We start from the raw sequence: 20,734 nt of genomic DNA, 5'->3' as shown, positions 1-20,734 counted from the left end.
ACGTGCATACTCCTGCATCGCGGCTGTTCGGGGTCAGCGCTGAACGGCCCCCGTCGCGGCGGCGGCGGCCGCCACGGCCGCGTCGCGGAAGCCGTTGACCTCGTCGGTCGTCAGCGTGCGGTCGGCGGCTCGGAAGGTGAGGCGGTAGGCGAGGGACCGGTGCCCGGCCTCGACACGCTCACCCTCGTAGACGTCGAAGAGGACGACCGCCTCGAGCGCCTCCCCCGCCCCCGAGCGCAGCGCCGCCTCGACGTCGGCGGCCGCCACGTCGGAGCTCACGAGCAGCGCGATGTCGGTCAGCGCCGGCGGGAACGTCGAGAACGGCCGCGCCTGGACAGGCTCGGCGCTCGCGGCGACGAGCACGTCGACGTCGAACTCCGTTGCGACCGTGCGTGGCGGCAGGTCGAGCGCGGCGAGGACCTTGGGGTGCAGCTCGCCCGCGTGGCCGACGAGCGTGCCGTCCGGCAGCGAGAGACGCGCGCAGCGCCCCGGGTGCCACGGGGCGTGACCGGGGTCGTTCGCGACGACGAGGTCGACGGCGAGCGCGGTGGCGACGGTCCGGACCGCGGCGACGGCGTCGCTCCAGTCGGCAGCCCGGCCCGGGCCCCACCACCCTGCGCGCTCGATGAGTCCGGTCGCGAGCAGGCCGGCGCGGCGCGGCTGGTCGGGGACGGCGGCATACAGCTGCTCGAGCGTGTCGGCGTCGGGGCGCTGGAGCACGCTCGGGATCGGCGCCCTGCCGAGCGGACCGCCCGGGCGGAAGACGAGTCCGAGCTCGAAGAGAGCGACGTCCTTGTGCCCACGGGACACGTTGCGGCGCAGGGCGTCGACCAGGCTCGCGATGATCGACGTGCGCAGCAGGGGCCGTTCCTCGCTCAGCGGGTTGGCCACACGCACGGCGTGACGCCGGTCGTCGTCGGCCGGCAGCATCAGCTCGTCGGCGAGCGACTCGGCGACGAAGGGATAGGTCAGCACCTCGGTGAAGCCCGCACCGGCGAGCGCGTCGGCCACGACCCGGCGGGTCTTCTGGCCGTGCGTCAGGCCCTGGCCCTCGACGGGCGTCGGGGTGACCGAGGGGATGTTGTTGTACCCGTCGATCCGGGCGACCTCCTCGGCGTAGTCGGGGCCGTCGACGAGGTCGGGTCGCCAGGACGGCGGCGTGACGAGCACGTGCGTCTCGTCCGCGCCCTCGCCGGACTCGTCGACGATGCAGCCCAGGTCGCGCAGGATCGTCACGACGCGCTCGCGGCTGTAGTCAAGTCCGACGATGCGGCTCGGCTCCGTCACGTCGAGGAGGTATGCCGTGCGGTCCGTCGTGCGGTCGTCGTCGGTGACGCCGTCGTCGACGGTGCCTCCACCGTGCTCGACGAGCAGGTCGACAGCGAGCTGGGCCGCCGCCGCTGCGAGCTTCGGGTCGACGCCGCGCTCGAACCGCTTGGACGCCTCGGTGACGAGCTTGTGCCGGCGCGACGTGCGCGCGATCGACGTCGAGTCGAAGTGCGCGGCCTCCACGAGCACGGACGTCGTCGACGCGTCGACCTCGGAGGACGCACCGCCCATGACACCGGCGATCGCGAGCAGGTGCTCGCCGCCGTCGGTGATGAGCAGGTCCTCGGGCGAGAGCCTCCGCTCGACGTCGTCCAGGGTCGTCAGCGTCTCGCCCGCGCGGGCACGGCGCACGACGATCGAGCCGGACAGCTTGTCGACGTCGAAGGCGTGGAGCGGCTGGCCGACGGCGAGCATGACGTAGTTCGTCACGTCGACGGCGAGCGAGATCGGCCGCATGCCCATCTGGGTCAGGCGTTGCTGCATCCAGCCCGGGCTCGGCCGGGTCGGGTCGATGCCGCGGATGATGCGGGCCACGTAGCGGTCGCAGCCGGCGACGCCGTCGATGGGCGAGCCGTCCTCGACGCGGACGGTGTAGCCCCGGTCGTTGGCGGCCGGTGCCTCGACGAGGGCTGGGTCGCGGAACCCGCCCTCCGGGCTGCCCTGGGAGTGCCAGTACTCGCGGGCCAGGCCACGCACCGAGAAGCAGTAGCCGCGGTCGGGGGTGACGTTGGCCTCGATGGTCTCCTCGCCCAGCCCGAGCAGCGCGATCACGTCGTCGCCGGGCTTGAGGTCGGCGCACGCCTCCTCACCCAGCAGGCGCGTGAGGACGATGATGCCGTCGTGGTCGTGGCCGATGCCGATCTCGTCCTCGGCGCAGATCATCCCGTTGGAGACGCGGCCGTACGTCTTGCGGGCGCTGATCTGGAAACCGCCGGGCAGCGTGGCGCCGGGCAGCACGACGACGACGAGGTCGCCGACCTCGAAGTTCTGGGCGCCGCAGACGATCTCCTGGTGCTTGCCCTCGGTGAGCATCTGGCCGTTCTCGCCCACGTCGACGAGGCAGTACCGGATCGGCTTGCCGTTCTTCTGGACCTGCTCCTCGAACTCGAGGACCCGGCCGACGACGAGCGGGCCCGAGATGTCGCCACCGTGGAGGTCCTCCTCCTCGATGCCGACCGAGACGAGGGCGGCGGCGACGTCGGCGCCCGACGTGCCCGGGGCGAGGTCGGTGTACTCGGCGAGCCAGCGCAGCGGCATACGCATGTCAGACCTCCATCCCGAACTGCTGCGAGAAGCGCACGTCGCCCTCGACCATCTCGTGCATGCCCTGCACGCCGTGACGCAGCATGAGCGCCCTTTCGATGCCCAGCCCGAAGGCGAAGCCGGAGTAGACGTCGGGGTCGATCCCACAGGCACGGAGCACCTTGCGGTTGACCATTCCTGAGCCACCGAGCTCGATCCAGCCGGAGCCGCCGCAGCTGCGGCACTGCGCCGCGCTCTCGTCATGGCCGGTGCCGTGGCACGCGAAGCAGACGAAGTCGGTCTCCATCGACGGCTCGGTGAACGGGAAGTACGAGGCCCGCACGCGCGTGCGGGTCTCCTCACCGAACATGATCCGCACGAACGCGTCGAGCGCGCCGCGCAGGTGGGCCATCGTCAGCCCCTTGTCGATGGCGAGGCACTCGATCTGGTGGAAGACCGGCGTGTGGGTCGCGTCGAGGTCGTCGGTGCGGAAGACCTTGCCCGGCGCCACGACGTAGATCGGCGGCTCCTTGTCGAGCATGGTGCGGATCTGCACGGGCGAGGTCTGCGTGCGCAGCACGAGACCCGAGTCGACCGGGTCGAGGAAGAAGGTGTCCTGCATCTGGCGCGCCGGGTGGTCGGGGCCCAGGTTGAGGGCGTCGAAGTTGAGCCACTCGCTCTCGAGCTCGGGACCCTCCGCGACCTCCCAGCCCATCCCGACGAACGCGTCGGCGAGCCGCTGCGAGACCAGCTCGATCGGGTGGCGCGCCCCAGCCGGCCGACGGACCGCGGGCAGTGTCACGTCGACGCGCTCCTCGACGAGGATCCGCTCGTCACGTTCGGCCTCGAGCTCGGCCTGTCGGGCCGCGATGGCCTGGCCGACCCGCCCACGGGCCTGGCCGACGCGCTTGCCGGCCTCGGCCTTGGCGCTCGGCGGCAGTGCCCCGATCTCACGGTTGGCGAGGGCCAGCGGGCTCTTCTCGCCCTGGTGGGCGATGCGGACGGCCTTGAGGTCGTCGAGCGAGCCTGCGCCCGCGATGGCGGTGAGCGCCTCCTGCACGGCGGCGTCGACGTTGGCCGGGTCGAGCGCGGAGACCTCGACCGGGTCGTAGTTCGTGTTGGGTCCGGACATCGGCGTGCGTTCGCTGCTCTCGCTCGGGTTCACGGGGGCTGGGTCAGTGCTGGACGTGCGGGGTGCTCCTCGGATCCGGGTGGGTCCCGCGCGACGACCCGCCCACGGGGGGCGGGTGCGTGCAGACCAGTCTAGGGGCGGCGTCGAGCCCGTTTACGCGGCGCCCACGGCAGTCAGCTGGCGACGACGTCGGGCAGGCCCGCCGGGAGCTGCACGACGAACCGGGCCCCGCCGGCCTCGTTGTCGGTGACGCCGACCGTGCCGCCGTGCGCCTCGACGAGGCCCCGCACGACGTAGAGCCCCAGGCCCGTGCTCGCGTTGGAGGGGCCGTGCCAGAACCGGCCGAAGACCTTCTCACGGTCGGCGGGGGGTATGCCGTCCCCCTCGTCGTCGACCTCGACGAGCACCGACTCCGGCGAGCCCCCCATCTGCCCACCCCGGTCGAGCGTGACGGTGACCCTGCCGTCTCCGTGGAGCAGGCCGTTCTCGATGAGGTTGAAGAAGATCTGCTCGAGGCGGTCGGTGTCAGCCCACATCTCCGGCAGGCCACGGCCGGTCGCGCGCTCTCCCAGCCGGAGCTGCACGGCGCCGGTGGAACGGCCGAGCTCGTAGCGCACGACGTGCGTCTTGAGCAGGGCGTGCAGGTCGACGGGCCCGAGCCGGAGGTTGAGGCTGTCGGAGTCGAGGCGCGAGATGTCGAGCAGCTCGGTGATGAGCCGGGTGAGGCGGGTGGCGTCGGCCTCGATCGTCTCGATCATGAGCCGCTTCTGCTCGTCGTTGAAGCGGTCCCACCGACGCAGCAGGCTGCTCGTGAAGCCGGTGACCGACGTCAGCGGGGCGCGCAGCTCGTGCGCGACGGTCGACAGCACGGTGGCCTGGTCGCGTTCGGCTCGCTGACGCGCCTCGGCGTCACGCAGCCCGAGCATGACCCGCTCGACCGTGCCTCCGGGCGCGGCGCGCACGTAGCGGGCTGTGACGAGAACGTCCTGGCCCTTCGGGGCGACGAGGAGCTTCTCGCGGTGGCCCCACCGGGTCGCCAGCCCGTTCCACGGGTCGGTGTGTGTCCACCAGTCACGGCCGTACTTGTCGGTGAGTGGGAGCCCCTCGTTCAGCGGGTGGTCGACGAGGTCCGACCTGTCGCACTCGAGGATGCGCAGCGCCTCGGCATTGACGAAACGGATCAGGCGGTCGCCGCCGACGACGACGAGGCCGTCGGGCAGCAGCTCGCCCATCATCGAGACGGGCGCCAGGGCGGCCGCCGAGGCGGGCAGGTGATCACCGGTCCCGTCGACGGAGGTCATGGCCCGAGGATAGCCACGGCCACGCCGCGACGGGACGGTCAGCGACCTGTGCGGCGCGCCTCGGCCGACGCGTAGAGACAGATCGTCGCCGCCATCGCGAGGTTGAGCGACTCGGCGTGGCCGTGGATCGGGACCCGAACGACGTCGTCGCACGCGTCGCGGACCTCCTGGGGCAGGCCCCAGGCCTCGTTGCCCATCACCCACGCATGGGCGCCACTGAGGTCGGCGTCGTGCAGCAGGGTCGTCCCCGCGCCGTCGGCGGCGAGGAGCGTGACGCTCCGGCCACGGAGCGCGTCGAGGATCTCGGCGACCGTGGAGCCCACCGAGAGCGGCAGGTGCCAGAGTGAGCCGACCGTCGATCGGACGACCTTGCTGTTGTAGACGTCGACACTCGCGTCGCTGACGATGACGGCATCGGCACCGGCGGCGTCGGCACCACGGATGACGGTGCCGGCGTTGCCTGGGTCGCGCACGTTCGTCAGGACGCACACGAGAGCGTCCCGCGGCAGGTCCGCGAGGGCCTGCTCGAGCGGGACGTCGAGCATCCGGCAGACCGCCGCGATCCCCTGCGGGGACTCCGTGTCGCACATCGCGGCCAGCACGTCCGGGCTCACCTCGTGCACCCAGAGGTCGGCCGCACGGGCTGCCTCGACGATGGAGGCGTGCCTGGCCTCCGCGTCCGGCGTGACGTAGACGTCCCGCACGAGGTCGGGCCGGAAGGCCACGGCCTCGCGGACCGCCTGCGGGCCCTCGGCGAGGAACTCACCGGTGCGCGAACGCACCGAGCGCCGGGACAGCGCCCGTACTGCCTTGACCCGATCGGATCGGGTGTTGGTCAGCACGGGGCGTCCCGGCGCTCGGGGTGCGTTGCGGCCGTCAGCGGAGCGACGCTCGCTCAGGCCGCGTCGCCGGCCTTCGCGTCCGCCTGGGCGGGCACGTTGGCGCGGGAGAGCTCGACGAGGGCCGTGAAGGCCGGGGCGTCGTTGACGGCGAGGTCCGCGAGGATCTTGCGGTCGACCTCGACACCAGCCAGCTTGAGGCCCTGCATGAACCGGTTGTAGGTCATGCCGTTGGCGCGGGCTGCGGCGTTGATGCGCTGGATCCAGAGGCGACGGAAGTCGCCCTTCTTGGCCCGGCGGTCACGGTAGGCATAACCCAGCGAGTGGGTCACCTGCTCCTTGGCCTTGCGGTACAGACGCGACCGCTGCCCGCGGTAACCGCTGGCGCGCTCGAGAACGACGCGACGCTTCTTCTGGGCGTTGACCGCCCGCTTCACGCGTGCCACGTGAATACTCCTTCTCTGCTTGACGCAGTGCTACGTGCTGCTGGCTTACCGGAGACCCGGCTGCTCAGCGAGATGCTGATTGGTGGGGGTCCCGGCTCACTTGCCGAGGAGCTTCTTGGCCTTCTTGGCGTCCGGCTTGGCGAGCTCGACGTCGTTCGCGATGGAACGCATCTTCTTGCTCGACTTGTGCTCGAGCAGGTGGCGACCACCGGCCTGCTCACGCATGACCTTGCCGGTGCCCGTGAGGCGGAAACGCTTCTTCGCACCGCTGTGCGTCTTCATCTTCGGCATGGGGGCCGATCTCCTTCGTGTTGCGTGCGTCAGTGGACGTACGTGGTCTGTCGAGCCGGGGGCTCTCGCCTCCGGCTGGGTCACCGGGTGCCGGTCACTCGGCGCCGGCGGTGGCCCCGTCGGTCTGCGGCTGGGCTGCCGGCTCGTCGCCGGTGGCCGGGCGCTGCTCGCGCACGCGGCGCTGCTCGGCCTTGGCCTCAGCCTTCTTCTTCGTCGGGCCGATCACCATGATCATGTTTCGGCCGTCCTGCTTCGGCGCCGACTCGACGAAGCCGAGCTCGGCGATGTCTTCGGCCAGGCGCTCGAGCAGACGGCGCCCGAGCTCGGGACGCGACTGCTCGCGACCGCGGAACATGATCGTCACCTTGACCTTGTCGCCGGCCTTGAGGAACCGCTCGACGTGGCCCTTCTTGGTGCCGTAGTCGTGCGGGTCGATCTTCGGACGGAGCTTGATCTCCTTGATGACCGTGTTGACCTGGTTCTTGCGCGCTTCCCGTGCCTTCATGGCGGCTTCGTACTTGAACTTGCCGAAGTCCATGAGCTTGGCGACCGGCGGCTTGGCCATGGGCGCCACCTCGACGAGGTCGAGATTCGCCTCCTCTGCCAGACGAAGCGCGTCCTCGACGCGGACGATGCCGACCTGCTCGCCGTTAGGGCCAACCAAGCGCACTTCCGGGACCCGGATGCGCTCGTTGATGCGAGGCTCGCTGATGTGGTGCTCCTAAGTTCGATGAATGGGTGACCTGCGGGTCATGCTCTCGTGATGGTGCTGGCGACCATCATGAGAAAGGGCTCCCCGTGAGTGCACGAGGAGCCCAGGTTTGCGAATGCCGTGAGGTGACCTCAGCGGCAGACGGCACAGTCAGCAGGCCTCCCGGAGGAGACATCGAGCCGTGCGACCTTGGACCCGGCAACCTGGTGGTCGACGCGGGTGGAAGCGAGCTTCTCTTGCACGTCCATCTCGTGTCGCTGCTGGAGCGGTGACGTGAGAAGGACTGGTCAGTGCTCCATGCTAGCAGCCGGCACCGCGTGGTCCGAATCGGCGGGGGGCGCCGTCGGGTCGGCCTCGGCCGGGGCACGGCCGCGGCGCCGGGCACCGGCGAGGGTGCCGCCCATCGCGACGAGCACGCCCAGGACCGAGACGACGAGGAAGCCCAGCTGCCAGCCGCCATGGTCTATCGCGAACCCGGCGACCGGGGCACCGACCGCCGAGCCGGCGGTCATGGCGGAGCCGTGCCAGCCCATCATCTCCCCGCGGAACCGCTCGGGCACGACCCGGCTGAGCTGCTCCACGGTGGCGGTGATGGTCGGTGCGCACAGGACACCGGACACCGTGATCAGCACGGCGAAGCTCGGTACGCCGAGCGCGAGGGCCACCGGCGCGGTCGTGGCTGCGAGGCCACCGAGCAGCCAGAAGACCGAGAACGAACGGTGCCAGGCGCCGTAGACGAGCCCGCCGACCAGGGAGCCGGCGCCCCAGAGGGCGAGGATCCAGCCGATCGACTCGGTCGCGCCGAAGGAGCGCAGCGCGGCCACGATGGCCACGTCGGTGCCGCTCAGCACGAGCGTGGAACAGGCTGCGGCCAGGTAGACGGCTGCGACCGGCAGCGTGATGAACCCGCGCCACGCACCGGGAACGGGTGCCGGGTCGAGGCCGGCGCTCTGCGGTGCCGCGTCGGCCGCGAGCTCGGCCACGGCGTCGGGCGCACCCTTGATGGCCGGGTCGGCGAACCACAGCACGCACCCGGCCAGCACGCCGGCCATCTCGACGGTGAACAGCGCCAGGCCGGTGTCCCACGAGGTGGCCAGCCAGACGCCGAGGGCCGGCCCGGCCATGAAGGACAGCTCGGTCCCGGCGGAGTCGAGCGACAGCGCGGTGCGGCGCTGCTGCTCGGGGACGGACCTGATGATGACCTGGCGCAGGATGGAGAAGGTCGGCACGACGAAGAGCCCGGCGAGGGCGGCGAGCGCCATGAGCGGCGCGTAGTCGACCCACGGCGCGATCGACCAGCAGACGGCCTGGATGACCAGTGACGGTGCGACCGTGCGGCGCAGCCCGAGCCGGTCGAGCATCCGCCCGCGCCAGGGACCCGAGATCGCGATGGCCACGGTGGCGGCTGCGGTGACGAGCCCCGCCTCGCCGTAGCTGCGGTCGAGCGCCGAGACGACGTGCAGGGTGAGCAGGACCGTGCCGGCGAACATCGGCACGCGGATGAGGAAGCCGAGCGCGAGGGCGTTGCGTGTGTCACGAACCGCCAGCACGCGCTGGTACTGCCTCACATCCATTGGCCCAGCCTGTCATCCCGCACCCACAGCGGGCACCCGGTTTCCCGGAGGCCGAGCACCCAGGCCACCGACGGCGCGGGGCGCGGGAGGCAGCGCACGGCATACGGCTCGTCCTCTTGTGATCGACGGCGTGGGAGGACAAAGGTGGGGTCATGGCAAAGATGCCCGGCAGATCAGACCTTCCTGCGGCCCCCAATCCCGCCTCGCCGCAGGACATCCGCAACGTCGTGCTGGTCGGCCCCGGCGGGGCCGGCAAGACCGCACTCTTCGAGGCACTCCTCGCAGCGCGCGTGCCCGGTCAGCGGCCGAGCAGCGGGGACCACGTCCGGACCACGACGCTGACCGCCGCGTCGATCGAGTCCGGTGCCGTGACCCTCAACCTGCTCGACACCCCCGGCTATCCCGACTTCGTCGGTGACCTGCGCGCCGGGCTGCGGGCCGCCGATGCGGCGGTCTTCGTCGTGTCGGGCGCCGACGACATCGACCGGCCGGTGTCGCTCCTCTGGCGCGAGTGCGCAGCGGTCGGCATGCCACGGGCCGTCGTCGTGACGCACCTGGACCAGCCGCGGGCCGACTTCGCGGCCACGGTGGAGACGTGCCGACGCACTTTCGGCGACGCGCGCGCCACCCACTGGCCGGTCATCGAGAACGGCTCGGTCACCGGGGTCGTGGGCCTGCTGACGGGAGACACGTCGCAGGAGCACGAGGACGCGCGGACCGCTCTCATCGAGTCGGTCATCGAGGAGTCGGAGGACGCGACCCTGCTCGACCGGTACCTCGAGGGCGAGACCGTCGACACTGAGTCGTTGCTCACCGACCTGAGGGCCGCGATCGCCCTCGGGACGTTCTTCCCCATCGTCCCCGTGTCGCCGCCGACGGGTGCCGGCGTCGAAGAGCTGCTCGGCATGATCGAGAGGGCCTTCCCCGACCCGACCGTGCACCCGCTGCCGGCCGTGACGAGCCCTGTGGGCGGGACCATCAACGACGTCGCGTGCGACCCGTCGCAGCCGCTCGTCGCCGAGGTCGTGCGCACGACCACCGACCCGTACGTCGGCCGGCTGTCGCTCGTGCGTGTCTTCTCCGGCACACTGCGCGTGGACGAGACCGTGCACGTGTCGGGTCACCTCGGCGACTTCGTCGGCCACGAGGTCGCCGGCCACCCGGCTCACGACGACGACGAGCGCGTCGGCCCCCTCGCGTCACCGTTCGTCGAGTCCCACCGTCCGCGCGGTACCGCCATCGCCGGCGACGTCGTGCTCGTCTCGAAGCTCACACGAGCCGAGACCTCGGACACCCTGTCGTCGAGCGAACGGCCGGCGGTCGTCGCTCCGTGGCTGCTGCCCGAACCCCAGCTGCCCGTCGCGATCCGGGCCGCGACGAAGTCCGACGAGGACAAGCTCGCCGGCGCGCTGCAGCGGCTCGTCGCCGAGGACGTGACGATGCGGATGGAACACTCGGCCGAGACCGACCAGGTCGTGCTCTGGACGATGGGACAGGCCCACGTCGACGACCTCATCGGCCGGCTGGCCGAGCGTTACGGCGTCTCCGTGACGGCAGAGCCGTACCGCACTGCCCTGCGGGAGACGTTCGTGCGCAAGTGCTCCGTGCAGGGCCGGCACGTCAAGCAGTCGGGCGGCCACGGCCAGTACGCCGTGTGCTCGATCGAGATCGAGCCGCTGCCCCGGGGCTCCGGCTTCGAGTTCGTCGACAAGGTCGTCGGCGGTTCGGTGCCGCGCCAGTTCATCCCGTCCGTCGAGAAGGGCGCGCGGCTCCAGCTCGAGAAGGGGCTGCTGACCGGCCACCCCGTCGTCGACGTGCGAGTGACCCTCACCGACGGCAAGGCACACTCGGTCGACTCGTCCGACGTCGCGTTCCAGACGGCGGCCGCACTCGCCCTCAAGGAGGCCGCGAACGAGTCGACCATGGCACTGCTGGAGCCGATCGACCGCGTCGACATCACGATCGCGGACGAGTACCTCGGAGCGGTCATGTCGGACCTGCGCGGACGCCGCGGCCAGGTGCTCGGCACCGAACCGGCCGACGACATGGGACCCGAGGGCGGCTGGACGGTGGTGCACGCCGAGGTGCCGCAGTCCGAGCTCTCCCGCTACTCCATCGACCTGCGCTCGGTCTCGCACGGCACGGGCTCGTTCGTGCGCGAGCCGTTGCGCCACGACCTGCTGCCGGCCGACAAGGCGCGCGACCTGCTCAAGGCCTGACGGGGAACGACGGGGACGGCCACGGTGCTCGTGCACCGTGGCCGTCCGCGTCTGCCCGGCACCGGTCAGAGCCGGACGACCATCTTCCCCACGTTCTCGCCGCGCAGGACCCCGAGGAACGCGTCGACGGCGTGGTCGATGCCGTCGGCGAACGTCTCGCGCGAGGTGAGGGTGCCCTCGGCGATCCAGCCGGCTGCCCGCTGGGCGTACTCGCCGCCGAGGTCCCAGTGGTCGCCGACGAGGAAGCCGCTGATGGTGCCGCGCGTCTGGATGAGGCGCGCCAGGTTGCGCGGCCCCGGAGCCGGCTCGGTGGCGTTGTAGACGGAGATGGCGCCGCAGACCGCGATGCGCCCGCCGAGCCGCAGCGAGCCGATCGCCGCCTCGAGGTGCTCGCCACCGACGTTGTCGAAGTAGACGTCGATGCCGTCGGGGGCCGCCTGCCGCAGCAGGTCGGACACCCGACCGTCCTTGTAGTTGAAGGCGGCGTCGAAGCCAAGGTCGTCCAGCAGGTGGTCGACCTTCTCCTGCGAGCCGGCGCTGCCGATGACACGGCTCGCACCGAGCGCCTTCGCGACCTGGCCCACGACACTGCCGACCGCTCCGGCCGCGCCGGACACGAAGACGACGTCGCCCTCCTTGAGGCCCGCGATGCGGGTGAGCCCGGCGTATGCCGTGAGGCCGGTCATGCCGAGCACGCCGAGGTAGGCGGATGCCGGGGCGACGGACGTGTCGACGACGCGCACTGCACCGGCCTCGACGACCGACTCCTCGCGCCAGCCCAGGCCGTGCAGCACGTGGTCGCCGACGGCCACCCCTTGGGCGCGGGACTCGGTCACGACGCCCACCGCGCCGCCGTGCATGCCCTCGCCCAGCGCATACGGCTCGGCGTACGACTTGGCGTCGCTCATCCGGCCACGCATGTAGGGGTCGACCGACATGACCTCGTTGCGGACGCGGACCTGCCCGTCGGCCAAGGTCACGGGCGCGGCCTCCACGAGCTCGAAGTCGTCGTGCGTGGGCCAGCCGACTGGGCGGCTCCTGAGCTGCACCTCACGGGGGTGGGTCATTGGCTCTCCTTCTGGGACAGACGTTCTCGGCATTTTGGCGATCTGGCAGCGGGTCTCGTGATGGCGTTCAGTCGACGACGATCTCGACGGGGATGTTGTCGCGCGTCGCGTTGGAGTACGGGCACACCTGGTGAGCGGTCTCGACCAGCTCGCGACCGAGCTGCGGGTCGATGCCCTCCGGCAGCTCGACGTGGAGCACGACGCCGAGACCGAAACCGCTGCTCGACGAGCCCGAGAGGCTGACGTCCGCGGTCACGGCGACGTCGAAGTCCTCGACCCGGCGCCTGCGCGCGACGAGGCCGAGAGCGCTCGCGAAGCACGCGGCATACCCGGCGGCGAAGAGCTGCTCGGGGTTGGTGCCCTCACCACTGCCACCGAGCTCGCGCGGTGCGGCGAGCGTGACGTCGAGGCGGCCGTCCGACGTGACGGCGCGACCCTCGCGGCCGGAGGCGGTCGCGGAGGCGACGTACTGGGCGGTCTGGGTGATGGTGGTCATCGGGGCTCCTCATATTGTGAACAATTAGATTGTGCGCAATTTGATAGTACAGTGGTGTCATGAGCCCGTCCAATCCGACCTCCCGCGGCGCGAGCGCCCTGAGCCTCGAGCAGCAGATCTGCTACGCGATGCACACGACCGTCCGCGCCTTCGACGCCGTCTACCGCGACCTCCTGTCGGAGCACGGGCTCTCCTACCCGCAGTACATCGCCCTGATGTCCGTCGGGGAGCACGGACCGCTGACCGTCGGGCACCTCGGCGAGCTGATGCACCTCGACTCGGGCACGCTCTCGCCGCTGCTCAAGCGGATGGAGGCCGCCGGCCTCGTCGGGCGGACGCGCGACCCCGAGGACGAGCGGCGTGTCCTCGTCTCGGTCACGTCCGCCGGCCGCGACCGACTGGCCGACCTCGGCGACGTGCCGCGCCAGATCGCCGTGCGCAGCGGCCTGTCACGCAGCCAGCTCATCGACCTCCAGCGGACCCTGCAGGCGGTGACCTCAGCGCTTCAGAACGCTGACGTCTCCACGTGAGATGACCCTCGTCCACGTCCCGCCGGGCTGGTTGCGTAGTGTCCAGGGCCACTTCCACGTGGCACGACGAAGCCGCCCCCACCATCGCGGTGGGGGCGGCTCCCGTTGGGCCTCAACGCGGTTCGTGAACCTGACCCAGCAGGACGAGCGCGCTCAGCCGGCGCTGCTGGGCCCGCGCCCAGAGCAGTCGCGGCACGACCACCGGAACGAGCACCGCGACGACCTGGAGCACCTCGACCATCTCAGTAGATGTTGCTCGGGCGGACCATGCCCTCGGCGAGGTCACCGAAACCGGGTGCCATGATCGCGCCCGGGTGGAAGTCGATCTCCTCGACGATCGCCGTCTCGGTCGTGATCAGCAGAGCCGCGATCGAAGCAGCGCTCTCGAGGGCTGCCCGGGTGACCTTGAGCGGGTCCATGATGCCGAAGTCGAACATGTCGCCGTACGTACCGTCGACGGCGTTGAAACCCTCACCGGTGAGCAGGCTCGACACCGTGGCCACCACCTCGTCGCCCTCGTAGCCGGCGTTGATCGCGATCCACCGCAACGGCTCGGACAGGGCCCGGCGGACCACTTCCCGCCCGATCGCGTCGTCACCGGTCAGCTCGACCCGGGAGACGGCATCCTGCGCCTGGCACAACGCCGCTCCCCCGCCCGCGATGATGCCCTCCTCGAGGGCCGCCCGGGTCGCCGCCAGGGAGTCGTCCACCCGGAGCATGCGCTCCTTGAGCTCCACGCTCGTCGCACCCCCGACCCTGATGACCGCGACACGGCCCGAGAGGCGCGCCGTCCGCAGCTGGAGGCTGTCCTGGTCGGCCTCGATCCGGGCCCGGTCGAACTGTGTCTCCAGCTGACGGATCCGTAACTCGACGAGCGTCGGGTCGCCGTGACCGCCGACGATCGTCGTCGACCCCTCGGTGATGGTGATGCGGTCGCACGATCCGAGGTGGGTGCGCGTCACCTCGCCCAGCTCGAGGCCGGTGTCCTTGGCGACGACCTGCCCGCCGAGCGCGATGGCCAGGTCCTCGAGCTCCGCGACGCGGCGGTGCCCGAACCCGGGCGCCCGCACGACGCACGAGCGCATCGTGTGGTGCATGTTCCCGCCGACCAGCAGCTGCAGAGCCGGTCCGTCGACGTCCTCGGCCAACACGACGAGCGGCCGGTCGGCACGCTTGGCCACCTCGATCGTCGGCATGATGTCCTGCACCTGCGAGATCTTCTTGTTGGTCAGCAGGATGAGCGGGTTCTCGTAGACGGTCTCCATGCGCTCGCGGTCGGTGACCATGTAGCCGGAGATGTAGCCGTGGTCGAACTCGATGCCGTCGACGACCTCCACCGAGAGACCGAGCTCGTCGGACTCCTCGGTCGTCACGACACCTCGCCGTCCCACCGAGCCCACGGCCTCGGCGACGACGTCGCCGATCACGTCGTCGTCGCTCGCGGCCAGAGCCGCGATCCGCCTGAGGTCGTTGGGCCCGCCTACCTCGGCGGCCCAACCGGTCAGCGTCTCGACGACGACGGGCACGGTCCGCTCGATGCCGCGCCGGACACGCATGGGGTTGGCGCCGGCATCCACGGCGCGCAGGCCCTCACGGACCATCGCCTGGGCCAGCACGGTAGCCGTCGTGGTGCCGTCGCCCACGACGCCGTTGGTCTTCATCGCGACCTCCTTGACGAGCTGGGCGCCCATGTTGGCGAACGGGTCCCGCAGCTGGATCTCACGCGCGATCGTGACTCCGTCGTTGGTGATGGTCGGCGGTCCGGTCAGCTTCTCGAGGACGGCGTTGCGTCCCTTCGGGCCGAGCGTCACCTTGACGGCATCCGCCAGGGCGTTGACCCCGGACTCGAGAAGTCGTCGGGCGTCCTTGTTGAAACGCAGTTCCTTGGCCATGGTCTTGTCCTTCGTGATTCGGACGGAGACCCGGCACCGGCCGCTGACAGCCGCCGGTCCCGGTCGCCGTCAGGGGATGAGAATCGCGCGTCCGCGCACGCGTCCGGCGTCGAGGTCGTCGATCGCCTGCTGGAACTCGTCCAGGGGGTACTTCGTGGTGTGGAGCGTGACCTTGCCCTGGGCGGCGAGGACCATGAGCTCCTGCAGGTCGTTGTACGACCCGACGAGGTTGCCGATGAAGCTGATCTCGGTCGAGATGACGTCGATCGTGGGGACGTCGATGTTCTCGCCGTAGCCGACGACGTAGTAGCTCCCGGCCCGCCGCAGCATCGCGGTGCCCTCCCTCGTCGCGCCGCCCTCACCGACGAAGTCGACGACGGCCTCGGCGCCCTTGCCACCCGTCAGCTCGAGCACCTTCTCGACGTGGGTGCCGTCGGCGACGATGCCGTGGTCGGCACCGATCGAGGTGGCGAGCGCCACGGCCTCGGGGTTGCGGTCGACCACGACCACGGTGGCGCCCGAGATCGCCTTCAGCACCTGGATGCCGATGTGGCCGAGGCCACCGGCGCCGATGACGACGCAGACGTCGCCGGGACGCGTGGCACGGGCTGCCTTGGCGGCAGCGTGGTATGCCGTGAGGCCGGCGTCCGCGAGCGCCGCGACGTCCGAGGGCTCGAGGGCGTCGTCGATCCTGACGACGCTCCGCGCGGTGGTCCGCAGGTACTCGGCATAGCCGCCGTTCGTGTCGATGCCCGGGAACCGGCTGTCCTCGCAGTGCACGTCGTCACCGGAACGGCAGGCGCGACAGAGGCCGCACGTGATGAGCGGGTGGAGGATGACCTTGTCGCCGACCGTGACGTTGCTGACGGCGTCGCCGACGGCGTGCACCCAGCCGGCGTTCTCGTGGCCGATCGTGTAGGGCAGGGCGACGCCCGTCTTCTCCTCCCACTGCCCCTCGAGGATGTGGAGGTCGGTGCGGCACACCCCGGCGCCGCCGATCCTGACGATGACGTCGAGAGGTCCCTCGACCTGGGGTTCCGGCACCTCCGTCAGCTGCAGCTTGGTGTGGTAGCCGATGACCTGGACGGCCCTCATGACGTGCTCCTCGTGTCCGTGATGTGCGTGGTGATGCCGGTCGCGTCGCCGTCGGCGTAGCGCGTCGCGAGCAGTCCCCGGCAGAAGTGGGCGTTGCCCTCGATCGAGATGCGCACCGACCGGGCCAGGCGCAGCCGCAGAGGCAGCTCCTCGTCGGGCACGCCGACCCCGCGCTCGTCGACGACGACGGGCTCCGACGGGGCGACGCCCAGACCGATGTCGGTCCGCCGCCGCAGGAGCGCCTCCTTGGTCCGGCCGGCCGGCAGGTCGCGGAGCGTCAGGCGCCCGAGGTCCTCCTGCAGGACCGACCCGGACGTCAGGGCCGCCATGACGCACCGCTCCATCGCTGCCGTGTGGGCCTTGCGCAGGAAGGTCAGCCGCAGGGCGTCGAGGCTCTCCTCCGCCTCGGCCCCGAAGGTGCCCAGGTACCCCGCGTCGGCCGCGATCCCGGCGTTGATCTTGTCGGAGTCGTGGTGGTCGTCGAGCAGCACCGTGACCTCGCCGATGCCCCGGACCCGCCGCAGCGCGTCCTGCGCGTCGGAGACCATGAGGTAGGCGAAGTTCGGCGAGCAGAACGACGTCGGCAGCCGCAGGTGCACCGTGAGCCCGGACGGGTGCAGGGCCACCGAGCGCACGAAGCCGAGCTCGGTGACCGGCTCGTCCAGCTCGGGGTCCATCACGGTGGACAGCGCCGCGATCACGTCGTTCGCCAGGGATGCCCCGTGCCGTGCCGAGGTCCGGCCTCGGGCCGTCGGCGAGGCGGTCGGAGTGGCGACGGCGCTCATGACAGCACGCTCTCCCTGGCACCGGCCGCGACCTCGAGGCCGGGCTCGGGCGTCTCGGCCTCGGGCAGCCGCAGTGCCGCGGGCACGTCCAACCCGTACATCTTGGCGGCGTTGAGCCCGAGGATCTTCTTCTTCGCCGTCGTGGTGAGCGGCGCGTACTCCGTCATGTCCTCGGGGATCTCGAAGTCGACGAACTTCTCGATGAGCCACTTGGGCGTCCACAGGGCGTAGTCGCTCGAGAACTGGATCTTGTCCTCCCCGATCCAGTACATGAGCTCGCCGATGATCTGCGCGAAGTACCGCGGCCTCGTGTGGATGAACGGGATGGCGACGGCGAGACCCGCGTGGACGTTCGTCTCCTGCGTGGCGATCCAGCAGAAGTCCTCCAGTCGCGGCAGGCCGCAGTGCTCGACGACGAAGTTGAGGCCCTGGAAGTCCGTCGCCACCGCGTCAATGTCCGCGACGTCGAACGCGTCACGGTCGAGCGGGATGATCGTCGGGCCCTTGTGGACGTGGATGTTCGTGATGCCGAGCTCCTGGGCGGCCTCGAGGTACCTGTACGACCACCGGTCGGTCAGCTTGTAGCCGCGGGAGTCCCCGTGCCACTCCGCGGTGTAGAGCTTGACGCCCTTGAGACCGAACCGCTCGGCATCGCGCCTCAGCTGGTCCAGGCCCGCCTGCTCGTTGCGCGGGTCGAAGTTGTGGTTGTACGTCAGCCTGTCCGGGTTCGCCTGGGTGAGTGCCCAGGCCTCCTCGGTCTGCCCGAAGCCGTTGGCGTAGAAGTCGCCGAGGAACGCCGGTTGGAAGATGGCGTGGTCGACGTAGCCGTCCTCGAAGAGGTCCTTCATGAGTCGGTCGCCGCCGTAGTAGGTGTAGGTGTCGTAGTCCCACACGACCTCCTCGGGGCTGAGGTTCCGGTGGTAGTCGTAGAAGCAGTCGATGAACTGCTTGCCGTGGATGTTCTTCAGGTTCGACTCGCGGCCGTCCCACAGGGCGACGTGCGCGTCGACGACGTAGTACTTCTCGCCGTTCTTCTCGTACATGGCTTCCTCACTTCGTTGTGCAGGGATGAGACGCGTCGGGGATGGAGCCGGCGGTCTGCGCCGGGATGCCGCTGGGCCGGCTGCGTGGACAGGCCGGGTTCGGGGCCGACCCAGCGGCATACGAGCTCCGTTGCGCGTCAGTCGTCCTCGGTGACTGACGTCAGTGGACGCTGAGGTCGAAGCCGATGTACTCGGCGGCGTCCTCGGGGCTCGCGAAGAGCATCGTCTTGTCGTCGAGGTGGACCATCCGCCCGTAGTGGGTGGAGCTGATCTCCTCGAAGACGGAGCCGTCGAACTCGGTGCCGAGGGCCTCGGACAGCTCCTCGTAGTCGAAGCTGAGCAGCTGGGTGCCGTCGACGCGGATCATCGAGGGGTACTCGGTGAGCTCGACGCCCTCCTTGCGTCCCATGACCTCGGCCACGACGCGACCGACGGGGGTGTTCATCAGGGTGACCCCGCACATGTTGGAGAACGACGCCTCCGAACCGAACTGCATGCTCACTGGTCCAACTCCTTCGGAATGTCGAGCCCGATCTCCTCGAGCAGGGTGCGGAACTTGTCCTTGGCCGCGTCGAGGGACGTGGCGAAGGTGATGGTCTTCTCGGCCGGCTGCGACCAGATCGGCTGCAGCGCGTGTGCCGCGGCGAGACACCTCGGCACCCACGTGGACAGCCACTGGCCGACGAGCTCCTTGTTGGCCGCGCCGTGCTGCTCGTCGCGCACGAGCAGCTGGAAGAGGTTGCGCGACGCCGCGAGGTCACGGGCGTAGTCGTTCTCACCCGTGCCGACGAGCGTCGGGGTGATGTAGTCGCCGTTGCGTGCGGCGATCTGCATGACGAGCTCGCTCCGGAAGAGCTGGCCCACCAGCTGCTCGAAGACGACGTTCGTCGCGAACGTCAGCTCGGCCCAGTCCCCGACCGCGGTGAGCTCCTCCACGGTCTGGCGGGTCGGCTGCCACTCGGGCGCGTTCTGCCAGACGTCTCGATGCGTGCCGCCGTCGAAGCCGATACCCGCCTCCGACAGGTCGAGGTTGAACAGGGCGAGGTCCTGCGCGAACCGCATCTTGTGTGCGGCCGCCACGGCGACGGCGTTGTTGATCATGTTCGTCGGCGCCGACCGTTGGATCGAGGTGAAGACGTGCAGGGCGATGCCGTTCTCGGCGTGCATCCAGGCTCCGAGGTTGCGCTCGATGAACATCACCCAGGCGTGGTTCCACCCCTCGTACGCACCCGCCCGCTTGGCGTTCTCGAGGCACCGGCTCACCTGCCGGACGACCGCCGAGTTGTTGCGGTAGATCGTCTGCTCCCACTCCTCGTTGGGGTCGAGGAAGCGGTGCCAGTCGGAGGACTGGGCCTTGGTCCACTCCTTGGGGTAGCCGCCGGGACCGTTGCCGAAGCCGTAGATCCAGCCCTGCGTCAGGTGGCGGTCAGGGTCGGGCTGCACGTCGACGGTGACGTCCTCGTACATCGTCGCCCGGAGCTTGGCCGGCTCGTAGTAGTTGTAGGTGCGGCTCCTCGAGCTGGGGAACTCCAGGGCGCCTGCCTCGGAGTCCGTGAACTCGATCCTGGGGAAGCTGCGCGTCTTCTGGTCGGTGATGTCAACCATGTCAACTCCGTCATTGGTGTTGTTGTGGGTGTTGGTGATTCGTGGAGGTGAAGCGCTCAGGCGGTGACCGGGCTCGTGAACGAGTCGTGGAAGACCTGGTCTCCGGGCACGCCCTGCGCCTCGAGGAAGAGCAGCGCGGCGTCCACCATGGGCGGCGGGCCGCACAGGTAGACCTCGCACCTCGCCAGCTCGGACTCGCGCCGCGCCACCACGTCGGTGACGTTGCCGGCCTCCGGTGACACGCCCATCGGCATTCCTCCTCGGGACGTGTCGTCGAGCGACTCGGACAGGCACGGGACGAACTCGAAGTCGCGCAGACCCTTTCCGAGAGTGAGGATCTCGTCGACGTAGAAGAGGTCAGCCGCCGTCCGGGCGCCGTAGTAGAAGCGGACCGGACGGGTGCTCTCGGTCTCGTTGAGGTGGCGCAGGAGCGAGAGGATCGGGGCCATCCCCGCCCCTCCCCCGATGCACACGACGGGAAGGACGTGCCCCTCCTTGATCGTGAACGAGCCGTAGGGCCCGTTGACGTGCAGCTCGTCCCCGACCGCGAGGCCGGACGGGCCACCGTCGAGCAGCGCCGAGAACGTCCCGCCCGGGTACTTCTTGATGAGGAACTCGACCTCGCCCGGGGTGGACTGCGTCGTCGCCATGGAGAACGAGCGGTGCTCGTTGGTCCCCGGGATGCCGATGTCGCTGTACTGACCGGGCTTGAACACGTAGGTCGCCGGTTCGACCGCCGTCAGGCGCAACGACACGATGTCGCGCGTCATCGGCTCGATCGCCGTGACCCTGGTGCGGACGTCCTGGATCGGCACCCCGCCGAGCAGCTCGTCCTCGTCGAAGTTGAGCAGCTCGATGGTGCAGTCGCTGAAGGCGTGCGCCCGGCAGAGCAGGACGTAGCCCTCGTCGACCTCGGCGTCGTTGCAGGCGAACGTCGAGTACCGCTCCATCTGGATCTCGCCGTCGAGGACATAGCTCTTGCAGGCCGAGCACTGGCCCTCGCGACACCCGTGCATGAGGTGGATGCCCTGGCGGAACGCGGCGTCGAGGATCTTCTCGTCCTCGCCGACCTCCATCTCGATGTCGACGGGTTCGAAGTAGATCTTGTGGGTGTCGGCCACGGGGGCCTCCTCTCG

At 70.2% G+C, this 20,734-nt stretch carries 20 protein-coding genes; 2 read left to right on the top strand and 18 right to left on the bottom strand.

The annotated features are described in order from the left end of the window. Positions 1-33 precede the first annotated feature (33 nt). From pheT to ACFQU3_RS07440, 8 genes are all read right to left on the bottom strand, one after another. Entirely contained in the window at positions 34-2,592 is a 2,559-nt protein-coding gene (pheT, locus tag ACFQU3_RS07475) for a phenylalanine--tRNA ligase subunit beta (RefSeq protein ID WP_385908249.1), read from the bottom strand. A gap of 1 nt (position 2,593) precedes the next feature. After that, positions 2,594-3,703, bottom strand: a complete 1,110-nt coding sequence (gene pheS, locus ACFQU3_RS07470; protein ID WP_385908292.1) for a phenylalanine--tRNA ligase subunit alpha — start codon at positions 3,701-3,703, stop codon at positions 2,594-2,596. A 173-nt stretch (positions 3,704-3,876) separates the two neighbouring features. Next, a complete protein-coding gene (locus ACFQU3_RS07465) occupies positions 3,877-5,004 on the bottom strand; it encodes an ATP-binding protein (RefSeq protein WP_385908247.1) in 1,128 nt (375 codons plus the stop codon). Positions 5,005-5,042: 38 nt separating this feature from the next. Continuing rightward, the gene (locus tag ACFQU3_RS07460) at positions 5,043-5,846 is read right to left on the bottom strand and encodes a TrmH family RNA methyltransferase (protein WP_385908245.1); all 804 of its coding nucleotides are present in this window, start codon (positions 5,844-5,846) and stop codon (positions 5,043-5,045) included. A gap of 53 nt (positions 5,847-5,899) precedes the next feature. After that, positions 5,900-6,289 carry a 50S ribosomal protein L20 gene (gene rplT, locus ACFQU3_RS07455; RefSeq protein WP_385908243.1) on the bottom strand — a complete coding sequence of 130 codons (390 nt, stop codon included), beginning with the start codon at positions 6,287-6,289 and terminating at the stop codon, positions 5,900-5,902. A 96-nt stretch (positions 6,290-6,385) separates the two neighbouring features. Continuing rightward, entirely contained in the window at positions 6,386-6,580 is a 195-nt protein-coding gene (gene rpmI / locus ACFQU3_RS07450; RefSeq protein WP_020144695.1) for a 50S ribosomal protein L35, read from the bottom strand. Between the two features lie 94 nt (positions 6,581-6,674). Beyond that, positions 6,675-7,244 carry a translation initiation factor IF-3 gene (gene infC, locus ACFQU3_RS07445; protein ID WP_385908240.1) on the bottom strand — a complete coding sequence of 190 codons (570 nt, stop codon included), beginning with the start codon at positions 7,242-7,244 and terminating at the stop codon, positions 6,675-6,677. 335 nt (positions 7,245-7,579) lie between these two features. Further along, positions 7,580-8,866, bottom strand: a complete 1,287-nt coding sequence (locus ACFQU3_RS07440) for an MFS transporter (RefSeq protein WP_385908238.1) — start codon at positions 8,864-8,866, stop codon at positions 7,580-7,582. A gap of 152 nt (positions 8,867-9,018) precedes the next feature. Here ACFQU3_RS07440 and ACFQU3_RS07435 point away from each other — a divergent pair, with 152 nt between their 5' ends. Beyond that, positions 9,019-11,085, top strand: a complete 2,067-nt coding sequence (locus ACFQU3_RS07435) for an elongation factor G-like protein EF-G2 (RefSeq protein WP_385908236.1) — start codon at positions 9,019-9,021, stop codon at positions 11,083-11,085. Between the two features lie 65 nt (positions 11,086-11,150). Here ACFQU3_RS07435 and ACFQU3_RS07430 read toward each other — a convergent pair whose 3' ends face one another. Next, positions 11,151-12,152 carry an NADP-dependent oxidoreductase gene (locus ACFQU3_RS07430; protein ID WP_385908234.1) on the bottom strand — a complete coding sequence of 334 codons (1,002 nt, stop codon included), beginning with the start codon at positions 12,150-12,152 and terminating at the stop codon, positions 11,151-11,153. Positions 12,153-12,219: 67 nt separating this feature from the next. Then, on the bottom strand, positions 12,220-12,648 hold the full coding sequence (locus ACFQU3_RS07425; RefSeq protein WP_385908232.1) for an organic hydroperoxide resistance protein: 429 nt from the start codon (positions 12,646-12,648) through the stop codon (positions 12,220-12,222). Positions 12,649-12,707: 59 nt separating this feature from the next. Between ACFQU3_RS07425 and ACFQU3_RS07420 the strand changes: the two genes are divergently transcribed. After that, positions 12,708-13,178 carry a MarR family winged helix-turn-helix transcriptional regulator gene (locus ACFQU3_RS07420; RefSeq protein WP_385908230.1) on the top strand — a complete coding sequence of 157 codons (471 nt, stop codon included), beginning with the start codon at positions 12,708-12,710 and terminating at the stop codon, positions 13,176-13,178. Between the two features lie 112 nt (positions 13,179-13,290). On the opposite strand, the gene ACFQU3_RS07415 is transcribed toward ACFQU3_RS07420, so the two are convergent. From ACFQU3_RS07415 to ACFQU3_RS07380, 8 genes are all read right to left on the bottom strand, one after another. Further along, positions 13,291-13,419, bottom strand: a complete 129-nt coding sequence (locus ACFQU3_RS07415; protein WP_385908229.1) for a hypothetical protein — start codon at positions 13,417-13,419, stop codon at positions 13,291-13,293. 1 nt (position 13,420) lies between these two features. Further along, positions 13,421-15,070, bottom strand: a complete 1,650-nt coding sequence (groL, locus tag ACFQU3_RS07410; RefSeq protein WP_385908227.1) for a chaperonin GroEL — start codon at positions 15,068-15,070, stop codon at positions 13,421-13,423. Positions 15,071-15,139: 69 nt separating this feature from the next. Beyond that, positions 15,140-16,165: an NAD(P)-dependent alcohol dehydrogenase gene (locus tag ACFQU3_RS07405; RefSeq protein WP_385908225.1), complete on the bottom strand. Its 1,026-nt coding sequence runs from the start codon at positions 16,163-16,165 to the stop codon at positions 15,140-15,142. Continuing rightward, positions 16,162-16,950: an iron-sulfur cluster assembly protein gene (locus tag ACFQU3_RS07400; protein WP_385908223.1), complete on the bottom strand. Its 789-nt coding sequence runs from the start codon at positions 16,948-16,950 to the stop codon at positions 16,162-16,164. The genes ACFQU3_RS07405 and ACFQU3_RS07400 overlap by 4 nt, the downstream gene beginning before the upstream one ends. Further along, a complete protein-coding gene (locus ACFQU3_RS07395) occupies positions 16,947-17,993 on the bottom strand; it encodes an amidohydrolase family protein (protein WP_385908221.1) in 1,047 nt (348 codons plus the stop codon). The genes ACFQU3_RS07400 and ACFQU3_RS07395 overlap by 4 nt, the downstream gene beginning before the upstream one ends. Positions 17,994-18,153: 160 nt before the next feature. Next, positions 18,154-18,489: a propane 2-monooxygenase effector subunit MimD gene (gene mimD / locus ACFQU3_RS07390; protein WP_385908290.1), complete on the bottom strand. Its 336-nt coding sequence runs from the start codon at positions 18,487-18,489 to the stop codon at positions 18,154-18,156. 2 nt (positions 18,490-18,491) lie between these two features. Next, entirely contained in the window at positions 18,492-19,598 is a 1,107-nt protein-coding gene (locus ACFQU3_RS07385; RefSeq protein ID WP_385908219.1) for an aromatic/alkene monooxygenase hydroxylase subunit beta, read from the bottom strand. A gap of 56 nt (positions 19,599-19,654) precedes the next feature. Next, complete coding sequence (locus tag ACFQU3_RS07380; protein ID WP_385908217.1) at positions 19,655-20,719, bottom strand: 2Fe-2S iron-sulfur cluster-binding protein; 1,065 nt, start codon at positions 20,717-20,719, stop codon at positions 19,655-19,657. Positions 20,720-20,734: the final 15 nt, after the last annotated feature.

It is taken from the genome of Terrabacter sp. GCM10028922 (genome assembly GCF_042666095.1).
In the GTDB taxonomy this organism is placed as follows: Bacteria; Actinomycetota; Actinomycetes; order Actinomycetales; family Dermatophilaceae; genus Terrabacter.
Note: the sequence above shows the minus strand (reverse complement) of the source record. Positions and strands in the feature narration are given on the sequence as shown.